This window comes from Halomonas sp. 11-S5, assembly GCF_029889825.1.
Classification (GTDB): domain Bacteria; phylum Pseudomonadota; class Gammaproteobacteria; order Pseudomonadales; family Halomonadaceae; genus Halomonas.
This window is the reverse complement of sequence record NZ_JARANW010000008.1, coordinates 12,012-32,476: the sequence shown is the minus strand read 5'-3', so window position 1 is coordinate 32,476 and position 20,465 is coordinate 12,012. Positions and strand designations below refer to the sequence as shown.

Genomic DNA, 20,465 nt, shown 5'->3' with positions numbered 1-20,465 from the left:
GTTTCCTGTTGCCGAGTTGCCCGGACGGTCAGGCCCACCCGCACCGCAGGTGGGCGCTTCCCGGCACCGACGGCCGTCTTCCATCGACTTCTCGACAAGCAGAACAACCCACCAGGGAGCACCTCAATGAAGAAGATGACCAAATTCGCCCTCACCGGGCTGGCAGCGGGCGTCGCCCTCGCCGCCATGAGCTCCACCGCCCAGGCCCAGGAACAGTGGACCATGACCACCACCTGGCCAGATAACCTGGACCTGATCCAGATCGACCGCCACTGGGCGGAGCTGGTCAACAAGCTCGCCGGTGACGAGGTGCAAATCGAGTTCCGTGCCGGCGGCACCCTGATGCCCGGTACCGAGGTCTTCGATGCCACCGAGACCGGCAGCATCGAGGCCGCCGGCGACTGGCCGGGCTACTGGGCCGGCCGCAGCCCGGCCTTCTCGCCGCTGGCCACCACCACCAGCCTGTTCAACGGCATGGACTACCTGAACTGGATCAACCAGTGGGGCGGCTTCGAGCTCTACCAGGAGGTCTATGGCAACTACAACATGGTCTACCTGCCCTACGGCATCACCAACAACGAGTCCGGCTTCCGCGGCGGCACGCCCATCGAGAGCCTGGCCGACCTGAAGGGCAAGCGTCTGCGCCTCTCCGGCCGCGATCAGGGCCGGGTGCTCGAGCAACTCGGCGGCTCCCAGGTCACCCTGGCCGGCGGCGAGATCTACCAGGCCATCGAGCGTGGCGTGGTCGACGGTGCCGAGTTCTCCACCCCGGGTGTGGACTACAAGGCCGGCTTCTCCGAGGTGGCCGACTACTGGTCCGTGCCGGGCTGGCACCAGTCCGCCAGCGTGTTCGGCGTGATGATCAACAAGGATGCCTGGGACGCCCTCTCGGAGGAGACCCAGGAAAAGCTGAAGATCGCGGCACAGGCCACCATGACCTGGTCACTGGCCTGGTCCGAGCGCGAGTCCACCGAGGGCACCGTGAAGTTCCTCGAGGACGGCACCGAGATCAACCAGCTCTCCGAGGAAGACCTCGCCGAGATCCAGCGCATCACCAACGAGGTGATCGTGCAGGGGGCCTGCGAGGACCCGATGCACGCCAAGATATACCACTCCATGATCAGCTACCTGGAGCACTACGCCAACTGGCGCGATATCTCCGTGCCCTACAACATGAGCCGCGTCACCGACGACCTGCCCTCTCTCGAGGAGATCGAGGCCTGCATGTAAGGCCCCGCCAGGGCCCTCTCCCGAGAGGGCCCGCCGGCCGGCCAAACGTCGTGTTCCCACTGATTCACGAGATCCCCGCTCATGAACGCCATTGCCAAGGCCATCGATGCCCTCAACGAGGCCTTCGGTCGCCTGATCGCTCCGCTGATCGCCGTGATCACGCTGATCGTGATCTACGACATCGCCATGCGTTTCTTCATCGGACGCCCCAGTGACTGGGCCTTCGATACCACCAAGATGCTATTCGGCGTCCACTTCATGCTGATGGCCGCCTACGGGCTGCGCCACCATGCCCACGTGGAGGTCGACGTCCTCAAGCGGCTGCTGTCGCGCCGCAAGCAGGCCGCCCTGGAGATACTCGGCTACCTGGTCTTCTTCGTGCCCTTCATCTGGATGCTGCTGACGCTGGGCTGGGACTTCTTCATGCGCTCCTTCAGCCGCGCCGAGACCACCTATGGCATGGTCGCCATCCCCGTCTATCCGGTGAAGGCGGTGATCGTCATCGCCGCGTTCTTGCTCCTGCTGCAGGCCATCGCCATCGTCATCCGCGCCATCCAGCAATTGCGCCAGGAGGAGACCGCATGAGCCCCGAAATGCTCACCCTGTTCATGTTCGGCGGCCTGCTGATCGGCCTGTTCATGGGCCACCCGCTGGCCTTCGTGCTGGGCGGCATCGCCGTGATGGGCGCCTGGCTCGGCCCGGGTGCCAAGATCCTCGGCTCCCTGATCAACAACATCTACGGCAACGCCATGGACAACTATGTCCTGGTGGCCATCCCGTTGTTCATCCTGATGGCGCGCTTTCTCAACGACTCGGGCGTCACCGAGAAGATGTTCGAGGCGATGCGCCTGCTGCTCGGCAACCTGCGCGGCGGCCTGGCACTCACCGTGGTCATCGTCTCGGTGCTGCTCGCCGCCACCACCGGCATCGTCGGCGCCTCGATCGCGGTGATGGGCATGATCGCCCTGGTGCCGATGCTCAAGTACGGCTACAACAAGGAGCTCAGTACCGGGGTGATCATGGCCAGCGGCTGCCTGGGCATCCTGATCCCGCCGAGCATCATGCTGATCCTGATGGCCAGCTACTCGCCGGTCTCGGTGGGCGCGCTGTTCGCCGGCGCCCTGGTGCCGGGCCTGCTGCTCGGCGTGATGTATGCCCTCTATGTGCTGATCATCTGCCACGTGAAGCCCTCCTATGGCCCGCTGGTGCCGGCAGCGGAGCGCGCCGAGACCAGCACCCGCGAGCTGCTGGTCATGCTGGCCAAGTACGTGCTGCCGCCGATGTCCCTGATCCTCGGCGTGCTCGGCGCCCTGTTCACCGGCATCGCCACCGCCACCGAGGCCTCGGCGATCGGCGTGACCATCGCCTTCCTGCTGTTCCTGATCTTCGGCGACCGCAAGGTCTCGACCTGCTACCGCACCCTGATCGATGCCAGCAAGACCACCACCATGGTAATGCTGGTGCTGGTCGGCGCTACCGCCTTCACCGGGGTCTTCTCCCGCGGCGGCGGCATGCAGGTGATCCACGACCTGGTGATGGCGATGCCGGGCGGCACCACCGGGGCGCTGATCCTGATGCTGTTCCTGGTGTTCATCCTGGGCATGTTCCTGGACTGGACCGGTATCGTGCTGCTGAGCTTCCCGATCATGCTGCCGATCGTCGAGAACATGGGCATCGACGTGCTGTGGTTCGTGGTGATGGTCGCCGTGGTGCTGCAGACCTCCTTCCTCACCCCGCCATTCGGCTATGCGCTCTTCTACCTGAAGGGGGTGGCGCCCAAGGGGGTCGAGATCGTCGACCTCTACAAGGCGGTGATCCCCTTCTGTGCGCTGATCGTGCTGGCCTGCGTGCTGATGGCCTTCTTCCCGGTACTGATCACCGGCCTGCCGTCCCTGCTGATCGGCTACTGAGCCTCTCCCGACGGCCCCATGACGCCCGCCGCTCATCGAGCGGCGGGCGTTTATGTTGATCCGGGTCAGCCGCCATGGCTGCAGCCACGGGGGGCAGCTGATACAATTCTCACTCGCAAATGCCTCGCATCCACACCGCCTCCAGACCCCGCTGGAAGGAGACCTCGTTGACCAGTCCGGCCCGTTCCCGCGCCCTCTCCCGCCTGTCGTTGCCCTTCAATGTCTGGAACGCCCTGACCATCGGCATCGCCCTGATCGTGGCGCTGCCGGTCATCGTGGTGCTGGCGCACCTGTTCATGCCCACCGAGGGCATCTGGCAGCACCTGGCCAGCACCGTACTGCCCAGGTATCTCGTCAATACCCTCTTCCTGGTGGTGACGGTGGGCCTCGGCACCTTCGTCATCGGCACCGGGACCGCCTGGCTGGTAGTGATGTGCCGCTTCCCGGGACGCCGGCTGTTCGAGTGGGGGCTGTTGCTGCCGCTAGCGGTGCCGACCTACGTGATCGCCTATGCCTACACGGACTTCCTGCAGTTCGCCGGCCCCGTCCAGACCTGGCTGCGGGAGAGCTTCGGCTGGTCGGCCAGCGACTACGTCTTCCCCAACATCCGTTCCCTGTGGGGAGCGGCCACCCTGATCACCCTGGTGCTCTATCCCTATGTCTACATGCTGGCGCGGGCGGCCTTCCTGGAGCAGTCGGTGTGCGTGCTGGACGTGGGGCGGACCCTGGGGCGGGGGCCCTGGCGGCTGTTCACCAGCGTGGCCCTGCCGCTGGCGCGGCCGGCCATCGTCGGCGGCGTGTCGCTGGCGCTGATGGAGACCCTCAACGAGTTCGGGGCGGTGCAGTACTTCGGGGTAGACACCTTCACCACTGGCATCTATCGCACCTGGTTCGGGATGGGTGAGCAGGTGGCCGCGGCCCAGCTCGCCGCCTGCCTGCTGGCCTTCGTCATCGCCCTGGTGCTGATCGAGCGCGCCTCGCGCGGCAAGCGCCGCTACTTCCACACCACCGGTCGCTACCAGCACCTGCCGGAATTCGCGCTCCACGGCTGGCGCGCCTGGGCCGCCACCCTGGCCTGCCTGACGCCGGTGCTGCTCGGCTTCCTGATCCCCAGCGGCCTGCTGGGCTACCTCTCGATCCAGGGCGGCGATGCGCTGTTCGGCTCGGCCTTCCTGACCTTTGCCGGCAACAGCCTGCTGCTGGCGTCGCTCGCATCAATGGTCGCCGTGAGCCTGGCGCTGCTACTCAGCTACGGCGCCCGCCTGCACCCCGGCAAGGTAACGCAGGTGGCGACGCGCGTGGCCGCCATGGGCTATGCGGTCCCCGGCTCGGTAGTGGCAGTGGGCATCCTGATCCCCTTCGTGTGGATGGACCACCAGATCAACGACGTCATGAAGGGGCAGTTCGGGGTCGCGGTGGGGCTGCTGCTCAGCGGGTCGGCCTTCATCCTGGTGTATGCCTACCTGGTGCGCTTCCTCGCCGTCTCCTTCAATGCCATCGAGGCGAGCCTGGGCAAGGTCACGCCGAGCATGGATGCGGCCTCCCGGACCCTGGGTCAGACGGCGGGCGGCACCCTGCGCAAGGTGCACACCCCGATCATGCGCGGCAGCCTGATCGCCGCCGGCATCCTGGTATTCGTGGACGTGATGAAGGAGCTGCCGGCCACGGTGATCCTGCGCCCCTTCAACTTCGACACCCTGGCGATCCGCGCCCATAGCCTGGCCGCCGACGAACGCCTGGCCGAGGCCTCGACCTCGTCACTAGCCATCGTGGCAGTAGGCATCCTCCCGGTGATCCTGCTGAGCATCGCCATGCGCCGCTCTCGTCCCGGCAGTCGCTGAGGCCTCGAGGGGGAAGACGAAGACCTGGGAGGCATCCAGGCCAATCATGACCGGCTGGCCCTCCCGGGGCAGGAACACCCCCGGGGACCGGGCATGCAGGTGACTCTCCCGGCCGTCGGAGGCGTGGGCGCAGATGTGCAGCAGGCTGGTGCGTCCTAGCAGCTTGGCCATGATGACGTGGCTGTGGTGATGCTCCGGCGGCTCATCCAGCGGCACCACCCGCAGCGCCTCGGGACGGATCATCACCCGCACCCGGCTGCCTTCGGGCAGCCCGCTGCCGGAGACATCGCCCACCGGCGTCGCCACCTTGCCGTCCACCACGTGCCCCTCGAGCTCGTTCACCTCGCCGAAGAAGGTGACCACGAAGGGGTCGGTGGGGGCGCAGTAGAGGTCCAGCGGCGTTCCGGCCTGCACCACCCGCCCCTCGCGCATCAGCACGATGCGATCGGCCATGAACATGGCCTCCTCGGGGTCGTGGGTCACCAGCAGCACCCCCGCGCCCAACTTCTTCAGCACGTGCAGGGTATCGTCACGGATCTGGTCACGCAGACGAGCATCGAGGCTGGAGAAGGGTTCGTCGAGCAGCATCAGCTGCGGCGCTGGCGCCAGCGCCCGGGCCAGGGCGATACGCTGCTGCTGTCCGCCCGAGAGCATATGCGGGAAGACCCGGGCATAGTGCTCCATGCCCAGCAGTTCGAGCAGCTCGTAGGCTCGGCGACGCCGCTGCTGGGCAGGCTGCGACTCGAGCCCGAAGGCCACGTTGTCGAGCACCGAGAGGTGCGGGAACAGCGCCGAGTCCTGGAAGGCCAGGCCGACGTTGCGCTTCTCGGGGGGCACATGGGAACGCCCGGTGCGTCCCATCGACTCGCCGCCCAGCGCCACGCGCCCCTGCTGAACCACCTCGAGCCCCGCGGCGATCCGCAGCAGGGTGGACTTGCCGCAGCCGGAGGGGCCCAGCAGGCAGACGATCTCCCCGGGCTTGACCTCGAGGGAGACGTCCTCCACGGCCAGGTGCTGCTGGTAGGCATGGCGGATCTGGTGCATGGCGAGAACGGGTGCCACGGCGGCGTTCTCGTCGATCGGGAGCATCGGTTGGCTAGTCATGGGATCTGAGCGGCCATTGGGAGAGAAGGTATGTCCTGCATGGTAACGCGAAAGCCTCCTGAATGCGTTGTACTATCGCTCGCATTTCGCGCCACCGGCTGTCAAGGCGGGGCGACTCCTGACCTGGATCAGGTTGCCCGCCGGCAGGCCTTGACGCCGGCAGCGGGAGGCGCTTCAATGGCGTAAGTTTAATGCAAAGCATTATCATTCGAAACCGCAACCCCGCAACATGAGGTGTCTCCATGCCGCTGAACCGCCGTCTCGCCATGCCCCTCGCCGCCCTGGTGGCCGGCTCCGCCATGGCCTCCCAGGCCGCGGCCGCCGAGGAGCTCAATGTCTACTCGGCTCGCCACTACGACTCCGACGAGGCGCTCTATGCCGCCTTCACCGAACAGACCGGCATCGAGGTCAACATCCTGGAGGGCGACTCCGACCAGCTGATCCAGCGCCTCAAGCTGGAGGGCGAGGCCAGCCCCGCCGACGTGATGATCACCGTGGACGCCGGCCGCCTGTGGCGCGGCGAGCAGGAGGGCATCTTCGCCAGCGTGGCGTCGGAGGTACTCGACGAGCGGCTGCCCGACTACATGCGACACCCGGAAGGCAAGTGGTTCGGCTTCAGCCAGCGCGTCCGGGCGATCTTCATCGACCCCACCGAGGTCGAGGCCGACGCGATCACCCGCTACGAGGACCTGGCGGACCCCAAGTTCGCGGGCCAGGTCTGCATCCGCTCCTCGAACAACATCTACAACCAGTCCCTGCTGGCCTCGCTGATCGCCCACCACGGCGAGGAAGAGGCGCAGGCCTGGGCCAAGGGCGTGGTCGACAACTTCGCGCGTGACCCCGAGGGCGGCGACACCGACCAGATCCTCGGCGTCGCCAGTGGCGAGTGCAACATCGCCCTGGCCAACCACTACTACTACGTGCGCCTGGTCAACTCCGACAACGAGAGCGACCGCGAGGCGGCCGAGAAGGTCGAGATCGTCTTCCCCAACCAGGATGATCGCGGCGCGCACGTCAACATCGGCGGTGCCGGCATGGTCAAGGGCGCGCCGAACGAGGAGAACGCCGTGCGCTTCCTCGAGTTCCTCGCCTCCGACGAGGCCCAGGCCCTCTTCGCCTCCGGCAACTACGAGTTCCCCGCGGTAGAATCCGTGGAGATCGATGGCGTCATCGCCTCCTGGGGCGACTTCAAGAAGGACGACCTGAACGTCAGTGTGCTGGGCGAGAACAACCCCGAGGCCATTCGGATCTTCGATCGCGTCGGCTGGCGCTAACTCAGTGGGCCTCGTCCCAGTTGGCCCCCGACTCGGCCTCGACGGTCAGCGCCACGTCGAGCTTGGCGGCGCCTTCCATGCGCCCCTTCACCTCCTCGATGAAGGCCTCGACCTGGCCTTCGGCCACCTCGAAGACCAGTTCGTCGTGGACCTGCATCACCATCACCGCATCGAACGCCTCGCCCGCGAGCCAGGCATCGACGTCGATCATCGCCCGCTTGATGATGTCGGCCGCGGTGCCCTGCATCGGGGCATTGATGGCGGTGCGCTCGGCGCCCTGGCGGCGGGCACGGTTCTGGGCGCGGATCTCCGGCAGGTGCAGGCGCCGGCCGAAGACCGTCTCCACGTAGCCATCCTCGGCCGCCTGGGCGCGGATGCGCTCCATGTAGCGTGCCACCCCGGGGTAGCGGTCGAAGTAGCGGTCGATGTAGGTCTGCGCCTGGCCGCGCTCGATGTGCAGCTGCCGGCCCAGGCCCCAGGCGCTCATGCCGTAGATCAGCCCGAAGTTGATCGCCTTGGCGCTGCGCCGCTGGTCGCCCGAGACCTTGTCCAGGACCACCCCGAACACCTCGGCGGCGGTGGCGGCGTGGATGTCGCGGCCCTCGGCGAAGGCCTCGAGCAGTCCCCTGTCACCGGAGAGGTGGGCCATGATGCGCAGCTCGATCTGCGAGTAGTCGGCGGCGACGATGCGGTAGCCGGGCCGGGCGATGAAGGCCTGCCGGATCTTGCGCCCCTCCTCGGTGCGGATCGGGATGTTCTGCAGGTTGGGGTCCGACGACGACAGCCGCCCGGTGGCGGTGACCGCCTGGTGGTAGCTGGTGTGCAGTCGCCCGGTGGCCCTGTTGACCAGCCGCGGCAGTTTGTCGGTGTAGGTGGACTTGAGCTTGGCGAGCCCGCGGTGCTCCATGATCACCTTGGGCAGCGGGTAGTCCAGCGCCAGCTCCTCGAGCACCGCCTCCGCGGTGGAGGGCGCCCCCTTGGGGGTCTTCTTGATCACCGGGATCTTCTGCTCATCGAACAGGATCTGGCCGAGCTGCTTGGGTGAGCCGAGGTTGAACTCGCGGCCGGCGAGCTCGAAGGCCCTGGCCTCCAGCTCGCGGATGCGCGTCTCGAGCTCGCGGCTCTGGGTGTGCAGGCGCTCGGGGTCCAGTGCCACCCCGGTGCGCTCCATGCGCGAGAGGACAGGGATCAGCGGCAGCTCGATCGCCTCGAGCACCTCGGCGAGCCGCCCCTCGGCCTCGACGCGGGGACGCAGCTCGTGGTGCAGGCGCAGGGTGATGTCGACGTCCTCGCAGGCGTAGGGCGCGGCCTGTTCCAGGGCCACCTGGTTGAAGGTCAGCTGCTTGGCGCCCTTGCCGGCGACCTCCTCGAAGGAGATGGTCTTCTCGCCCAGGTACTTGAGCGCCAGAGAATCCATGTCGTGGCGGGTCGCCGTGGAGTCGAGCACGTAGGACTCGAGCATGGTGTCCTCCAGGGGCCCGGCCACTGCGATGCCGACGTTGGCCAGCACCGAGATGTCGTACTTGAGGTTCTGGCCGACCTTGGTCCGGCCGTCGCCCTCCCAGAGCGGGCGCAAGGCCTCGAGTACGGCGTTGCGGTCGAGCTGCTCGGGGGCGTCGAGATAGTCATGGGCCAGCGGAATGTAGGCCGCCTCACCCGCTTCCAGCGACAGCCCCACGCCGACCACCTGCGCCTCCATGTAGTTGAGGCTGGTGGTCTCCAGGTCGAAGCAGAAGGTATCGCTCGCCTTGAGCCGCTCGAGCCAGGCGTCGAGGTCGGCCTGTGCAAGGATGACATGGTCCTCGCGGGCGGCCCGGCGGCCTGAGCCGGTCGCCGCGTCGTCCTCGGTCGGCAGCGGCATGCCGCCCGCCGCGTCGTCGACCCCCTCGTCCTTGCCCTCGAGCAGCTCGGAGAGCCAGGCCCGGAACTCGAGCCGGCGATAGAGCTCGAGCAGCGCCTCACGCTCGGGGTGGGCGATGTCCAGGTCGTCAAGCCCCACCGGCAGCTCGCAGTCGGTCTTGATGGTCGCGAGCTGGTAGGAGAGGAAGGCCTGGTCGCGGTGCTCCTCGAGTTTCTTGGGCAGCGTCTTGGCGCCGCGAAAGCCCAGCTCCTTGACCTTCTCCAGGTCGGCATAGAGGGTCTCGAGCCCGCCGTCCATGCCCTGCAGTAGGCCCAGCGCGGTCTTCTCGCCGACCCCCGGCACGCCGGGAATGTTATCCACCTTGTCGCCCATCAGGGCCAGGAAGTCGATGATCCGCGCCGGCGGCAGGCCGAACTTCTCCTTCACGCCGTCGATGTCCAGCGTCTCGTCCTTCATGGTGTTGACCAGCGTGATGTGCTCGTTGACCAGCTGGGCCATGTCCTTGTCGCCGGTGGAGATCACCGCGTCGCGGCCGGCCTCGGTGGCCCGTCGGGCCAGGGTGCCGATGACGTCGTCGGCCTCCACCCCCTCGATGCACAGCAGCGGCAGGCCCAGGGCCTTCACGCAGTCGTGCAGCGGCTGCACCTGGGAGCGCAGGTCATCGGGCATCGGCGGCCGGTGGGACTTGTACTGCTCGAACAGCTCGTCGCGGAAGGTCTTGCCCGGGGCGTCGAAGACCACCGCCATGGGGCTGTCGGGATAGTCCTTGATCAGCCGCTTGAGCATGTTGAGCACCCCCTTGATCGCCCCGGTGGGCTGGCCGTCGGAGGTGGTCAGCGGCGGCAGGGCGTGGAAGGCGCGGTACAGGTAGGAGGAACCGTCGACGAGAACGATGGGCGTATCGGCCATGTAGGGCATCCATTGAAGCGTGGCGTGAGGTGATACTGATCATCCATGATACGCATTGCCGCCGCCTTTTTCCGCGGGTGGTAGGCCGGGAGGTCGCAAGCCCCTACACTGGGGGTAACCCTGCTTCCCCGCCTCGTGCGGCCCTGGAGGTCATCATGAAGAAGTTCCCGAGACGCTCGATCACCGCCCTGCTGCTGACCCTGGGCGTAGCCTTCGCCGCCACGGCCCCGGCGCTGGCCCAGTCCGGCGATGAACTGCAGCCGGATATCACCGTCCGCCAGGAGGATGAGCGCATCATCCACGAGTACCGCGTCAACGGCGAGCTCTATGCCATCGAGATTCGCCCCTCCTCCGGCCCCTCCTACTATCTCGTCGACCACGACGGCGACGGCGACTTCGAGCGCCAGGAAGGCGACCGCATCGCTGTTCCCCAGTGGGTGCTGAAGACCTTCTGAGCCCGCGGCCACCCCGCTTTTGACTCCCGGCCCCGGCAAGGCAACCGCCGCGACCGGGCCACGTGCATCGGTGTGCCAAGTCGCTACAATAGGTGGTTTGGCACTTCCCGGGCGAGAGACACATGGCCGTATTCACACCGCTTACCGAACCTCAGGTCGTCGAGTTCCTCAGCCGCTTCGATGCCGGCTCGCTGGTCTCCCTCGAGGGCGTGCCCGCCGGCACCGAGAACACCACCTTCTTCGTCACCACCGACCGGCGCGAGCTGGTGCTGACCCTGTTCGAGCAGGGCGAGCACGAGGAGTTGCCGTTCTTCGTCGAGCTGCTCGACTACCTGGACGAGCACCGCCTGCCGGTGCCGGGCCCGCTGCACGACCGCGACGGCGTCGCGCTGCACACCCTGGCCGGCAAGCCGGCCCTGCTGTTCCCGAAACTGCCCGGCCGGCACCCCAAGGCCCCGAACCTGGCCCAGTGCCGCGGGCTCGGCGACACCCTCGGGCGCATGCACGTGGTCTCCCGGCACTTCCCCGGCCACCGCCCCAACCCGCGGGACCTGCACTGGCTGCTGCCCATGCACCACAAGGTGCTGGTCTACCTCTCACCGCAGGACCAGGCGCTGATGAAGGACGAGGTGGAAATCTACCAGGGGTTCTTCGGCGACGCCCCGGATCTGCCGCAGGGCGCGCTGCATGGCGATCTATTCCGCGACAACACCCTCTTCGACGGCGATCGCCTGGGCGGGCTGATCGACTTCTACAACGGCTGCACCGGTGACCTGCTGTTCGACCTGGCCATCGTCATCAACGACTGGGCCACCGGCCCCGATGGCCGCCTGGATGCCGCGCGCCACGATGCCATCCTCGCCGCCTACCTGGCGCGCCGGCCGCTGACCGCCGCCGAGCGCGACGCCTGGCCGATGATGCTGCGCCTGACCGCCCTGCGTTACTGGCTGTCGCGGTTGCTGGTGGTCTACGTGGACCCGCCGGCTCACGACCTCACGCCCCATGATCCCGAGCAGTTCCGTATCATTCTCAAGGCGCGCCTGGAAGATGGTGCCCTGCCGCTGCCCGAGGTGAGCGCATGAGCCTGTCCAAGAGCAGTGCCGCCGGCCCGGCACAGCGCGCGCGGCGCACCTGGAACATCGACCAGTGGGGCAGCGGCTACTTCGACGTCGACGACAGCGGCCACGCCCTGGTGCGCCCGCTGGGCAGCGAGGCCGAGGGCCCGGCCCTGCCGCTGGACGACCTGGTGACCGAGCTTCGCCAGGCCGGGCTACGCCTGCCGATGCTGGTGCGCTTCACCGACATCCTCCACGACCGGGTCGAGCAGCTGTGCGCCGCCTTCGATACCGCCATGCGGGAGGAGGAGTTCGGCGGCGGCTACACCGCGGTCTACCCGATCAAGGTCAACCAGCAGCGCCGGGTGGTGGAAGAGATCCTCGGCACCCAGGAGCGCGGCCATGGCCGGGTGGGACTCGAGGCCGGCAGCAAGCCGGAGCTGCTCGCCGTGCTCGCGCTCTCCGGCGATGGCTCCTCGTTGATCGTCTGCAACGGCTACAAGGACCGCGAGTACGTGCGCCTGGCGCTGATGGGCGAGAAGCTCGGCCACCGGGTCTACCTGGTGGTGGAGAAGCTCTCCGAGCTGCCGCTGATCCTCGAGGAGGCCGAGCGCATCGGCGTCACGCCGCGCATCGGCCTGCGCGCCCGCCTGGCCACCGTAGGGCGCGGCCGCTGGCAGAACACCGGCGGCGAGAAGTCCAAGTTCGGCCTCACCGCCAGCCAGGTGCTGGCCGTGGTGGAGCAGCTGCGCGAGGCCGACGCCCTGGCCAGCCTGCAGTTGGTGCACTTCCACCTGGGCTCGCAGATCGCCAACATCCGCGATATCCAGCGCGGCCTGCGCGAGTGCGCGCGCTTCTACCAGAGCCTGGTGGAACTGGGCGCGCCGGTGGATACCGTGGACGTGGGCGGCGGCCTCGGCGTCGACTACGAGGGCACCCGCTCGCGCAGCTTCTGCTCCGCCAACTACTCCATGCTGGAGTACGCCCGTAACGTGGTGTACGCCTTCCGCCTGGCCTGCCAGGAGAACGGCCTGCCCCAGCCCCACTTGATCAGCGAGTCGGGCCGGGCGCTCACCGCCCACCACGCGGTGCTGATCACCAACGTGATCGGCGAAGAGCGCATCGGCGACGAGGCGCCCCCGCGCCGGGTCGAGGGCGACCCCCAGGTCGATGAGCTGTGGCGCGTCCACGACCTGCTGCACGAGCAGGCCGAGCCGCGCGGCCTGGTGGAGGCCTGGCACGACCTGGTGCAGGCCATGGGCGAGCTCCACGAGCGCTTCGTGATGGGCCTCACCGACATCACCGCCCGGGCCGAGGGCGAGGGCGTCTACTTCGCCGCCTGCGCGCGGCTGCGTGCGCGGCTCGATACCCGCAACCGCGCCCACCGCGAGATCGACGACGAGCTGGCCGAGAAGCTCGCCGACAAGCTGTTCGTCAACTTCTCGCTGTTCCAGTCGGTGCCCGACGTCTGGGGCATCCAGCAGATCTTCCCGGTGCTGCCGCTGACCGGCCTTGACCACGAGCCGGTACGCCGCGGGGTGATCCAGGACATCACCTGCGACTCGGACGGGCGCATCGACGGCTACGTGGACGGCCAGGGCGTGGAGACCACCCTGCCGCTGCCGGAATGGCAGGAGGGCGACGAGAAGCTGCTGGGCTTCTTCATGGTGGGGGCCTACCAGGAGATCCTCGGCGACCTGCACAACCTGTTCGGCGACACCGACTCGGCGGATGCCGCCCTGGACGGCAACGGCCGCTGGTCGATCAGCCAGATCCAGCAGGGAGACCGGGTCGCCGACGTGCTCGGCTACGTCAACTTCAATGTCGCCGCCCTGCGCGAACGGCTGGCCGAGCAACTCGCGCGCAGCGGCCTGGAACGGGCCGAGCAGCAGGCCTTCCTCGACGACCTCTCGGATGGCCTGGAGGGCTACACCTACCTGGAGTGAGGGCACCCTGCCCGGAACGCGACGACGCCCCGCAGCCTTGCACTGCGGGGCGTCTTCGTCTGGGGCCGTTCGCGGCGTCGACTTACTCCACCACCTGGGTGGTGACCTCCAGGCCGCCGGTGAGGGTGAAGTGCAGCGTCGCGCCACGCTCCAGCGGCCCCACACCGGCCGGGGTGCCGGTCAATACCACATCGCCCGGCTGCAAGGTGAAGTGGCGGCTCATCTCCGCCACCAGGGTCGCCACCGGGAAGAGCATGTCTGCCCCCTCGCCGTGCTGGCGCGGCTCGCCGTTCACCTCCAGGGTGAAGGCGAGGCCGCTCCAGTTGGGCACCTGCGAGAGCGGCAGGAAGGACGACAGCGGGCAGGCGCCGTCGAAGGCCTTGGCGATCTCCCAAGAGTGCCCCTTCTCCTTGAGGCGCGACTGGACGTCACGCAGGGTCAGGTCCAGGGCCAGCCCGATGCCGACGATGCCGCTCTCGGCCTCGTCGGCGGTGACGTGGGAGAGCTCCTCGCCGATCAGCAGCGCCAGCTCCGTCTCGTAGTGCACCTCGCCCCGTGCGAAGGGGGCGTCGACCGGCTGTTCCAGCGGGACGGCGGCCGTCGCCGGCTTGATGAACAGCAGCGGCTCGCTGGGCACCGGGTTGTCCAGCTCCCGGGCATGCTCGGCATAGTTGCGGCCGACGCAGACGATCTTGCCCAGTGGCTCGGGGAACGGCTGGCCATCGGTGAAACGGGGCACGAAACGCATGGCGGTTCTTCTCCTTCTGGTGGTCGCCGCCGCGGTCAGGCGACAAGCCCTTCAGTCTACCCCAGCGGCACCCTGGGTCCAGCGTACCGGCATGGCCCGCCGCCCAGCAGCGCCGCGCCACAATCTGGGAGAAGCACGGCCGCGCCATGCCCCTGCGCGCCGACCAGCGCCCACCGGGGATGATGGACGTCTACGACCTCAGCCTGCCGGTCGTGAAATGCAGCGAGGAGTGAGCCACGAAGCGCCGCAGATTTCGCGTACAGCCGCCATCGGGTACGAGGAAGGGAAGGAAGCTCAGTTATTGTCGCGGAACTCTCTGGCCAGAGCAGCCAGGCGCAGCATCAAGCCATTATTCTGTGCTCGCTCATGCGCATACGGGTACAACAGGCCGAGTATGCAATAGCGATGATCCTCACACTCTCCACGCACATATACCAACGAGGCGTCCCGATGCGGCTCTTTTCGGCGACAAGTCATCCGGGCCACAGGCAGGTGCGCAGGAAAATCGTTCGGAGGGGGCATGCATATGTGGATATGCATCAGCTGCGCGGAGAGGATCGACGCCGGCCTAGTGTAGAGATCCACCTTGCCGAACCGCTTGGGCCGGCGCTCAAAGCCGCTTTCTACGTACTGACGGAAGTCCGCCAGAAGCTGCCGCTTTATCTCTGGATAGTCCCGCTCGACCTCATCAAAGAGATCAACGGTTTGCGGGTGAACACAAACTTCAACTGGAAGCCTGCGAAGACTCATCCTATTCGGCGGTGAAGCTCAGAAGACATATGGTCTGCAAGAGCCTCGAGCGCCCGACCAGAAGATTCAGCCTCAACGGTGTCAGGTTGAGCAGTCGTTTGCCATGCCAGATGCTGCGCCAAGACAGCGTTCGACCTGGCCTTGGCAAGGCTACGCCGGAGTGATGCTAGTCCCAGCTCTGCAACGAATGTCGGGCCTGCTTCATCAATCGCGTCCTTGATGAATTGCTCACACTCACGAAGGTTATGCACAATGCCAGCGAATGGCTCATGGTAAGCACTTGCATCAGGTCCCGCCTGGGCTATCTCAGCACATGCGGTCTCGAAGACCCGAGCGGCACGGCTTGCCTCGCGATCAGCCTTGGAGATCGCCAGCTTCAGCTCATGCATATCATTGCGGGTGACGGCGCTACCGGGTTCAGCAACGGGAGAATGGGAAACGTTATCGACAGCCATTGCAGCAGTCGCGACGCCAGCCAGCAGCTTGCCGGACATCATGACGGCAAGAGCGATGCTCGATTTGGACTGTGAGTTTTGCATGGCTGCTCTCCCTGCGGGACCGTGTGTCCACGCATTCATTCTTGGAGGATGCGCAGCATAAATGCAAGTATTGCAGTAAGCAAGCTTAGCCGACCCTAAACCAAGACCCCCTTTGAGAATTTTACGCACACACGAAAAAGCCACCTCTATGGGCGGCCTCTAATGTCTGCAACGTGTTGATATTCCCGGTTTTTCTTTGGTGCCGGCACCAGGAGTCGAACCCGGGACCTACTGATTACAAGTCAGTTGCTCTACCAACTGAGCTATGCCGGCTCGGGAACCGACTCGAGTCACAGAATCGGAAACAGGGTTGACGTGGCTGGGGTACCAGGATTCGAACCTGGGAATGCCGATACCAAAAACCGGTGCCTTACCACTTGGCTATACCCCAGCAGATTGGTGGCCAGAGACGGAATCGAACCGCCGACACGGGGATTTTCAATCCCCTGCTCTACCGACTGAGCTATCTGGCCGCTGCCAACGGTGCGTATTAAACCCCAGCGGGCCGTTTCCGTCAACCCCTTCCGTTTCAGAAAGATGGCCGGGGATCGGCGGCACGGGCGGGCTACTCGCCCCGGGGAACATAGCCCTCGGCCTGGTCGGTCTCGCGGTTGTCGAGGAAGCGTTCCATCTGCTCCATCAGGTACTCCCGCGAGGCGGCATCGAGCATGTTGAGGTGCTTCTCGTTGATCAGGCGAGTCTGCAGCGCCTGCCACTCCTCCCAGGCCTGGCGGGAAACGCTGGCCTGTATTTCCTGGCCCTTCTTGCCGGGCAGCGGCGGGAATGGCAGGGCGTCCATTTCCTTCTGGTACTTGCGACAGAAGACGGTCTGGCTCATCGGTTTTCTCCTCGTGCGGGTGTCAGGGCCCGGCGGTGGTGGTCAGCGCGAAGGGCGCCAGGGACGCCAGCAGCGCCTTGACCGGGGCCGCCAGGCCGATGCTGGCGGGATCAGAGGGATCGTACCAGCAGCGCGCCTCGTCCACCGCGTCAAGCCGGCCGATCCGTGCCGGCTGCGGGGTGATCTCGAGGCGGAAGTGGCTGAAGACATGAGTGAAGGGCGTCCAGGCGGGCTCGAGCGCGCTGCCCGGCGCCCGGGCATCCAGCCAGGCCTGGAGCCCCTCGGCATCGTCGAACTGGGGCAGGCTCCAGAGCCCACCCCACAGGCCGCTGGAGGGGCGCTGCTCGAGCAGCACGCGCCCCTCCCGGTCCTGCAGGAGCAGCATCACGGTGGTGCGCGTGGGCAGGGCCTTGCGCGGCTTGGACTCGGGGAAGCGCTTCTCCTCGCCGCGGGCGTGGGCCACACAGACATCGGCGAAGGGGCAGCGCGCGCAGTCGGGGGTGCCGCGCCGGCAGAGGGTCGCGCCCAGGTCCATCATCGCCTGGGTGAAGTCAACCAGGCGCTCATCGGGCGTGTAGTGCTCGGCCAGGGCCCACAGCCGGCGCTCCACCGCCGGCCGTCCCGACCAGCCCTCCACGGCGTGCAGGCGCGTAAGGACCCGCTTGACGTTGCCGTCGAGGATCACCGCGCGCCGCCCGGTGCTCTGGGCGATGATTGCCCCGGCCGTGGAGCGGCCGATGCCGGGCAGCGCCGCCATCTCGTCGAGGCTGTGGACGGGAAACGTCCCGCCATGCTCATCGACCACCACCCTGGCGGCCTTGTGGAGGTTGCGCCCCCGGGCGTAGTAGCCGAGCCCGGTCCACAGGTGCAGCACCTCGTCCTGGTCGGCCGCCGCCAGGGAGGCCACGTCGGGAAAACGCGCCATGAAGCGCTCGAAGTAGGGGATCACCGTGGCCACCTGGGTCTGCTGCAGCATGATCTCCGAGACCCACACTCGGTAGGGGCTGCGCTCGTGCTGCCAGGGCAGGTCGTGGCGGCCGTGGGCATCGAACCAGGCGAGCAGGCGCTGCTGGAAGCGCTCCGGCGACAGGATGGCTGGCGGCATGTCCGTCATGGGGCTCTCACTGCGAACAAAAAAGCGCCGACTGGGGAAGTCGGCGCAGGGACTGGTCATACGTGTTGCTCAATCGAATAGACCCTTCAGGGCATCGCGAAGTTCCTTGCCGGCCCCCTCGCCCAGGCGCTCGTCGATCTTCTCGGCGGCGCCCTCGAGGCGCTTCTCGACCTTCTCGACCTCCTCGCCGGCACGCTGCGAGGCCTCGTCGCGCAGCAGCTCGGCCAGGGTGCCCTGGAAGGCCTGGCGGTCCAGGCGGCACCACTCGGTGCTGTCGCCGCCCAGCTGCCCCTCGCAGCGCACCGGCAGCGGTACCCGCTCCAGGCGCCGGTTGACCTCGCAGGGGGCGTTCTCGGCATTGACCAGGCGAACCGCGGCACGCAGGTCGAACTGCTCGCTGACCAGGTCCAGCTCGCCCTTGCCGCCCACCTCCATGCCGGGCAGCGTGACCAGCAGGTCATCGCTCCTGGCGGTGCCTTCGTCCAGCCTCAGGGTGGCCCGGATGCGCTCGAAGCGGGTCTCGTCGCGCCACTCGCGGTCGAGCTGCTCGCCCTCCAGGGTGGCGGCCATGGTGCACAGCTCCCGGGAGACGTTGACACCGGGAATCGTCCCCTCCTCGACGCGGGTGGCGAGGTTGCCGCCCAGGTGGCGCCTGAGCTCCACCAGGGTGTTGCCGCGGGTGGCGAGCTCGCCCTCGCCGCTGAAGCGCCCGCTCAGGGGCGCCGGCTCGTTGCCGAGGGCCTCGAGCAGCGACTCCAGGCGCACCCGCTCGACCTTGGGCGCCAGCTGCCAGCGCGCCGGTGTCTCGCGCAGGTCGAGGGCGCCGTCGGCGGCCAGGCGGCCATCGTGGAAGCGCGACTCGAAGGCGACCAGGCGATGCCGACCGTCGCGCCCCTCGAGGGTCAGGTCGACGTCCTGGAAGTCCAGCCCCGCCAGGCGCAGCTCACCCAGGGCCAGGTGGGCATCGAGCGTGAGGGCAGACAGCCACTCCGTCGGCACCAGCCCCTCCGACTCGGCGGCATGGGCCCGGCGGATGCCCGGCAGGCGCCACAGCGAGGCGCCGTCGCCCTCCACCCCCGGTGGCGGCAGGTAGCCATCCAGGTCGAGCCGGTCGCCCTGCAGGTCGGCGGCGAGCTGCTCGCCGTCATACTGTCCCGCCAGGCGGCCGGTGAAGGTGCTGCCGTCCAGCACCAGGGTCAGGCCGGCGAGTTCGAAGCCTTCGAGGTCGCCGCTGACGGGGCTGGTCAGCGCCACGTCGGAGAGCGCCTCGCCATCGGCCATGGCCGGCATCATGTCGAGCCGCGCCAGCCAGGGCCGCAGCGACACCGGCGCCAGGCGCAGCTGGCCGGTGTAGGCCGGCGCCTCGGCGAGCTGGCTGAGATTGAGGTTGCCCCTGAGCGCCAGGCCGTCGGGGCCGGTGAGCGCCAGGTCGCGCAGGCGGGCGCTCTGCTCGTCGAGGTCGGCGTCCAGGGTGAAGGCCAGCGACAGCGGCACCACCTTCTCGCCCAGGCGCGGATGCTTGAGGCTGGCGTCGAGCTGCCCCTCCTCCAGCTGCAGGCTGCCTTCACCGACGTTCACCACCAGCTGGGCACCCTTGAGGTTGACCTTCTGTTCGCTGTCGAGGCCGGCGAGGCGGTTGACCGTCTCCAGGCTCAGCCCTTCCAGCACGTGCCGGCCCTCCGCCAGGCCCAGGGCTACCCGGCCCTTCAGGGAGATCTCGCTGACCAGGCGCGGCTCACGCTCCTGCTCCCGCCAGTCGAGGCCCTCGTGGGCCGTCAGCCGGAAGGAGGACGCGACCGGGAAGGCCCGCCCGGGATTGACGTTGCTGCCGCTGACCTGGACGTTCTCGAAGAGCAGCTCACGGTCGCCCACGGCATCGCGGAAGCGCACCTCACCGTCCCGGACCTGCACGCTGGCGACGTTGAGCGCCACCGAGAGGCCGGTGTCGATGTCGGGATCGGGCCCGGCACTGGCCGGGGCCAGGGCGGCCTCGGCCTCCTCGCTGCTCTCGCCCAGCCGCTCGAGCAGCACTTCCCAGTTGCCTGCCCCCTGTTCGTCGCGCTGCAGGTCGAGGTAGAGGCCGTCGAGGGTCAGGCCGTCGATGGCGATCTCGCCGCGCAGCAGCGGCGTGAAGGCGAGGCTGACCTCGGCGTGGGAAAAGGCGGCGAAGGGCGTCGAGTCTTCCGCCTGGTCCGGCAGACGGGCCTCGGCCTTCTCCACGCTCACCCCCAGGCGAGGATAGAAGGACCAGGAGAGGGAGCCATCCAGGCTCAGCTCCAGCCCGCTGTGTTCGCGCACCACCTCGACCAGCCGCGGCTTGAGGTCATTGGGGTCGAAGAAGGTGGTGACGTAGACCACGGCGCCGACCATCACCAGGCCGAGCACGCCGATGGCGGCGAGCAGGATCCGCAACAGGCGCTTCATTGCTGGCCTCCCCGTGGTGACAGGTCGAGTTCGAAGTAGTCGCCGTCCTGGGTGAGCCGATAGCCCAGCCGGGTGAGCAACATCTGGTCGGCCACCGGCAGCTGGGAGGAGTCGGCATAAAGGCGACGCCCCTCGGCATGGGCGTTCTCGCTGACCAGCGCCAGCAGCCGCGAGCCGACGCCGCGACGCCGGGTCGTGCTGCGCACGCAGAGGTTCGACAGCCACCAGGCGTGCTGGTCGGGCTTCACCGCCACGGCGCCCAGCAGCCGGTCGTTGAAGCGGGCGCAGCTGAACAGGTGGCCACTCGCGAGGTGGTCACGGATGAAATCGTCCACGGGCAGGGGCAGGCGCTCGGTGGGAGCGTCGGCGTAGATGCGCGCGAGGTCGTGGCGTACCTGGGCATCCGCTTCCCAGGCGGCCTGGTCGACCTGTTGAAGGGTCACCGGCATGCGTGGTTCTCCTCGAGC

17 protein-coding genes and 3 tRNA genes are annotated in these 20,465 nt (G+C 67.6%); 8 read left to right on the top strand and 12 right to left on the bottom strand.

Annotated elements, in window-relative coordinates; all coding sequences use genetic code 11:
* The first annotated feature begins 126 nt into the window (after positions 1-126).
* The 4 genes from dctP to OP497_RS08125 all read left to right on the top strand — a co-directional run bounded on the left by dctP (position 127) and on the right by OP497_RS08125 (position 4,981).
* On the top strand, positions 127-1,230 hold the full coding sequence (dctP, locus tag OP497_RS08140; protein ID WP_280547699.1) for a TRAP transporter substrate-binding protein DctP: 1,104 nt from the start codon (positions 127-129) through the stop codon (positions 1,228-1,230).
* Between the two features lie 81 nt (positions 1,231-1,311).
* Entirely contained in the window at positions 1,312-1,815 is a 504-nt protein-coding gene (locus tag OP497_RS08135; RefSeq protein ID WP_280547698.1) for a TRAP transporter small permease subunit, read from the top strand.
* Positions 1,812-3,140: a TRAP transporter large permease subunit gene (locus tag OP497_RS08130; RefSeq protein WP_280547697.1), complete on the top strand. Its 1,329-nt coding sequence runs from the start codon at positions 1,812-1,814 to the stop codon at positions 3,138-3,140. Before OP497_RS08135 ends, OP497_RS08130 begins: the two co-directional genes overlap by 4 nt.
* Positions 3,141-3,373: 233 nt before the next feature.
* The gene (locus tag OP497_RS08125; RefSeq protein WP_280547779.1) at positions 3,374-4,981 is read left to right on the top strand and encodes an iron ABC transporter permease; all 1,608 of its coding nucleotides are present in this window, start codon (positions 3,374-3,376) and stop codon (positions 4,979-4,981) included.
* Here the strand turns inward: OP497_RS08125 and OP497_RS08120 are convergent.
* Positions 4,901-6,070: an ABC transporter ATP-binding protein gene (locus OP497_RS08120; protein WP_280547696.1), complete on the bottom strand. Its 1,170-nt coding sequence runs from the start codon at positions 6,068-6,070 to the stop codon at positions 4,901-4,903. The genes OP497_RS08125 and OP497_RS08120 overlap by 81 nt on opposite strands.
* 257 nt (positions 6,071-6,327) lie before the next feature.
* Here OP497_RS08120 and OP497_RS08115 point away from each other — a divergent pair, with 257 nt between their 5' ends.
* Positions 6,328-7,359: a Fe(3+) ABC transporter substrate-binding protein gene (locus OP497_RS08115; RefSeq protein WP_280547695.1), complete on the top strand. Its 1,032-nt coding sequence runs from the start codon at positions 6,328-6,330 to the stop codon at positions 7,357-7,359.
* A 1-nt stretch (position 7,360) separates the two neighbouring features.
* On the opposite strand, the gene polA is transcribed toward OP497_RS08115, so the two are convergent.
* Entirely contained in the window at positions 7,361-10,129 is a 2,769-nt protein-coding gene (gene polA, locus OP497_RS08110) for a DNA polymerase I (RefSeq protein WP_280547694.1), read from the bottom strand.
* 155 nt (positions 10,130-10,284) lie between these two features.
* Between polA and OP497_RS08105 the strand changes: the two genes are divergently transcribed.
* The 3 genes from OP497_RS08105 to speA all read left to right on the top strand — a co-directional run bounded on the left by OP497_RS08105 (position 10,285) and on the right by speA (position 13,585).
* Complete coding sequence (locus OP497_RS08105; RefSeq protein ID WP_280547693.1) at positions 10,285-10,584, top strand: DUF2782 domain-containing protein; 300 nt, start codon at positions 10,285-10,287, stop codon at positions 10,582-10,584.
* Between the two features lie 122 nt (positions 10,585-10,706).
* Entirely contained in the window at positions 10,707-11,666 is a 960-nt protein-coding gene (locus tag OP497_RS08100) for a homoserine kinase (protein ID WP_280547692.1), read from the top strand.
* Positions 11,663-13,585 (top strand): biosynthetic arginine decarboxylase, encoded by a 1,923-nt coding sequence (gene speA / locus OP497_RS08095; RefSeq protein ID WP_280547691.1) that lies wholly within the window; start codon positions 11,663-11,665, stop codon positions 13,583-13,585. Before OP497_RS08100 ends, speA begins: the two co-directional genes overlap by 4 nt.
* 82 nt (positions 13,586-13,667) lie before the next feature.
* Here the strand turns inward: speA and OP497_RS08090 are convergent, their stop codons facing one another.
* The 10 genes from OP497_RS08090 to OP497_RS08045 form a co-directional block, all read right to left on the bottom strand.
* Positions 13,668-14,333: a fumarylacetoacetate hydrolase family protein gene (locus tag OP497_RS08090; protein ID WP_280547690.1), complete on the bottom strand. Its 666-nt coding sequence runs from the start codon at positions 14,331-14,333 to the stop codon at positions 13,668-13,670.
* Positions 14,334-14,627: 294 nt separating this feature from the next.
* Positions 14,628-15,083, bottom strand: coding sequence for a type II toxin-antitoxin system YafO family toxin (locus OP497_RS08085; RefSeq protein WP_280547689.1), 456 nt, complete (start codon positions 15,081-15,083; stop codon positions 14,628-14,630).
* Positions 15,080-15,622: a hypothetical protein gene (locus OP497_RS08080; RefSeq protein WP_280547688.1), complete on the bottom strand. Its 543-nt coding sequence runs from the start codon at positions 15,620-15,622 to the stop codon at positions 15,080-15,082. Before OP497_RS08080 ends, OP497_RS08085 begins: the two co-directional genes overlap by 4 nt.
* Before the next feature lie 197 nt (positions 15,623-15,819).
* Positions 15,820-15,895 (bottom strand) — tRNA-Thr (locus tag OP497_RS08075).
* 43 nt (positions 15,896-15,938) lie between these two features.
* Positions 15,939-16,013: transfer RNA gene (locus OP497_RS08070), tRNA-Gln, on the bottom strand.
* Between the two features lie 6 nt (positions 16,014-16,019).
* A tRNA-Phe gene (locus OP497_RS08065) sits at positions 16,020-16,095 on the bottom strand.
* Between the two features lie 92 nt (positions 16,096-16,187).
* A complete protein-coding gene (locus OP497_RS08060; protein WP_250063664.1) occupies positions 16,188-16,460 on the bottom strand; it encodes an oxidative damage protection protein in 273 nt (90 codons plus the stop codon).
* Between the two features lie 22 nt (positions 16,461-16,482).
* Positions 16,483-17,574, bottom strand: a complete 1,092-nt coding sequence (gene mutY / locus OP497_RS08055; protein WP_280547687.1) for an A/G-specific adenine glycosylase — start codon at positions 17,572-17,574, stop codon at positions 16,483-16,485.
* Positions 17,575-17,643: 69 nt separating this feature from the next.
* Positions 17,644-19,998 (bottom strand): AsmA family protein, encoded by a 2,355-nt coding sequence (locus tag OP497_RS08050; protein ID WP_280547686.1) that lies wholly within the window; start codon positions 19,996-19,998, stop codon positions 17,644-17,646.
* Positions 19,995-20,447, bottom strand: a complete 453-nt coding sequence (locus tag OP497_RS08045; protein WP_280547685.1) for an acetyl-CoA sensor PanZ family protein — start codon at positions 20,445-20,447, stop codon at positions 19,995-19,997. Before OP497_RS08045 ends, OP497_RS08050 begins: the two co-directional genes overlap by 4 nt.
* Between the last annotated feature and the right edge of the window lie 18 nt (positions 20,448-20,465).

What these genes read in the sequence shown, in the direction of transcription:
- dctP (WP_280547699.1), top strand. Translation starts at nt 127, where the DNA reads ATGAAGAAGATGACCAAATTCGCCCTCACCGGGCTGGCAGCGGGCGTC.
- OP497_RS08135 (WP_280547698.1), top strand. Translation starts at nt 1,312, where the DNA reads ATGAACGCCATTGCCAAGGCCATCGATGCCCTCAACGAGGCCTTCGGT.
- OP497_RS08130 (WP_280547697.1), top strand. Translation starts at nt 1,812, where the DNA reads ATGAGCCCCGAAATGCTCACCCTGTTCATGTTCGGCGGCCTGCTGATC.
- OP497_RS08120 (WP_280547696.1), bottom strand. Translation starts at nt 6,070, where the DNA reads ATGCTCCCGATCGACGAGAACGCCGCCGTGGCACCCGTTCTCGCCATG.
- OP497_RS08115 (WP_280547695.1), top strand. Translation starts at nt 6,328, where the DNA reads ATGCCGCTGAACCGCCGTCTCGCCATGCCCCTCGCCGCCCTGGTGGCC.
- polA (WP_280547694.1), bottom strand. Translation starts at nt 10,129, where the DNA reads ATGGCCGATACGCCCATCGTTCTCGTCGACGGTTCCTCCTACCTGTAC.
- OP497_RS08105 (WP_280547693.1), top strand. Translation starts at nt 10,285, where the DNA reads ATGAAGAAGTTCCCGAGACGCTCGATCACCGCCCTGCTGCTGACCCTG.
- OP497_RS08100 (WP_280547692.1), top strand. Translation starts at nt 10,707, where the DNA reads ATGGCCGTATTCACACCGCTTACCGAACCTCAGGTCGTCGAGTTCCTC.
- speA (WP_280547691.1), top strand. Translation starts at nt 11,663, where the DNA reads ATGAGCCTGTCCAAGAGCAGTGCCGCCGGCCCGGCACAGCGCGCGCGG.
- OP497_RS08090 (WP_280547690.1), bottom strand. Translation starts at nt 14,333, where the DNA reads ATGCGTTTCGTGCCCCGTTTCACCGATGGCCAGCCGTTCCCCGAGCCA.
- OP497_RS08085 (WP_280547689.1), bottom strand. Translation starts at nt 15,083, where the DNA reads ATGAGTCTTCGCAGGCTTCCAGTTGAAGTTTGTGTTCACCCGCAAACC.
- OP497_RS08080 (WP_280547688.1), bottom strand. Translation starts at nt 15,622, where the DNA reads ATGCAAAACTCACAGTCCAAATCGAGCATCGCTCTTGCCGTCATGATG.
- OP497_RS08060 (WP_250063664.1), bottom strand. Translation starts at nt 16,460, where the DNA reads ATGAGCCAGACCGTCTTCTGTCGCAAGTACCAGAAGGAAATGGACGCC.
- mutY (WP_280547687.1), bottom strand. Translation starts at nt 17,574, where the DNA reads ATGACGGACATGCCGCCAGCCATCCTGTCGCCGGAGCGCTTCCAGCAG.
- OP497_RS08050 (WP_280547686.1), bottom strand. Translation starts at nt 19,998, where the DNA reads ATGAAGCGCCTGTTGCGGATCCTGCTCGCCGCCATCGGCGTGCTCGGC.
- OP497_RS08045 (WP_280547685.1), bottom strand. Translation starts at nt 20,447, where the DNA reads ATGCCGGTGACCCTTCAACAGGTCGACCAGGCCGCCTGGGAAGCGGAT.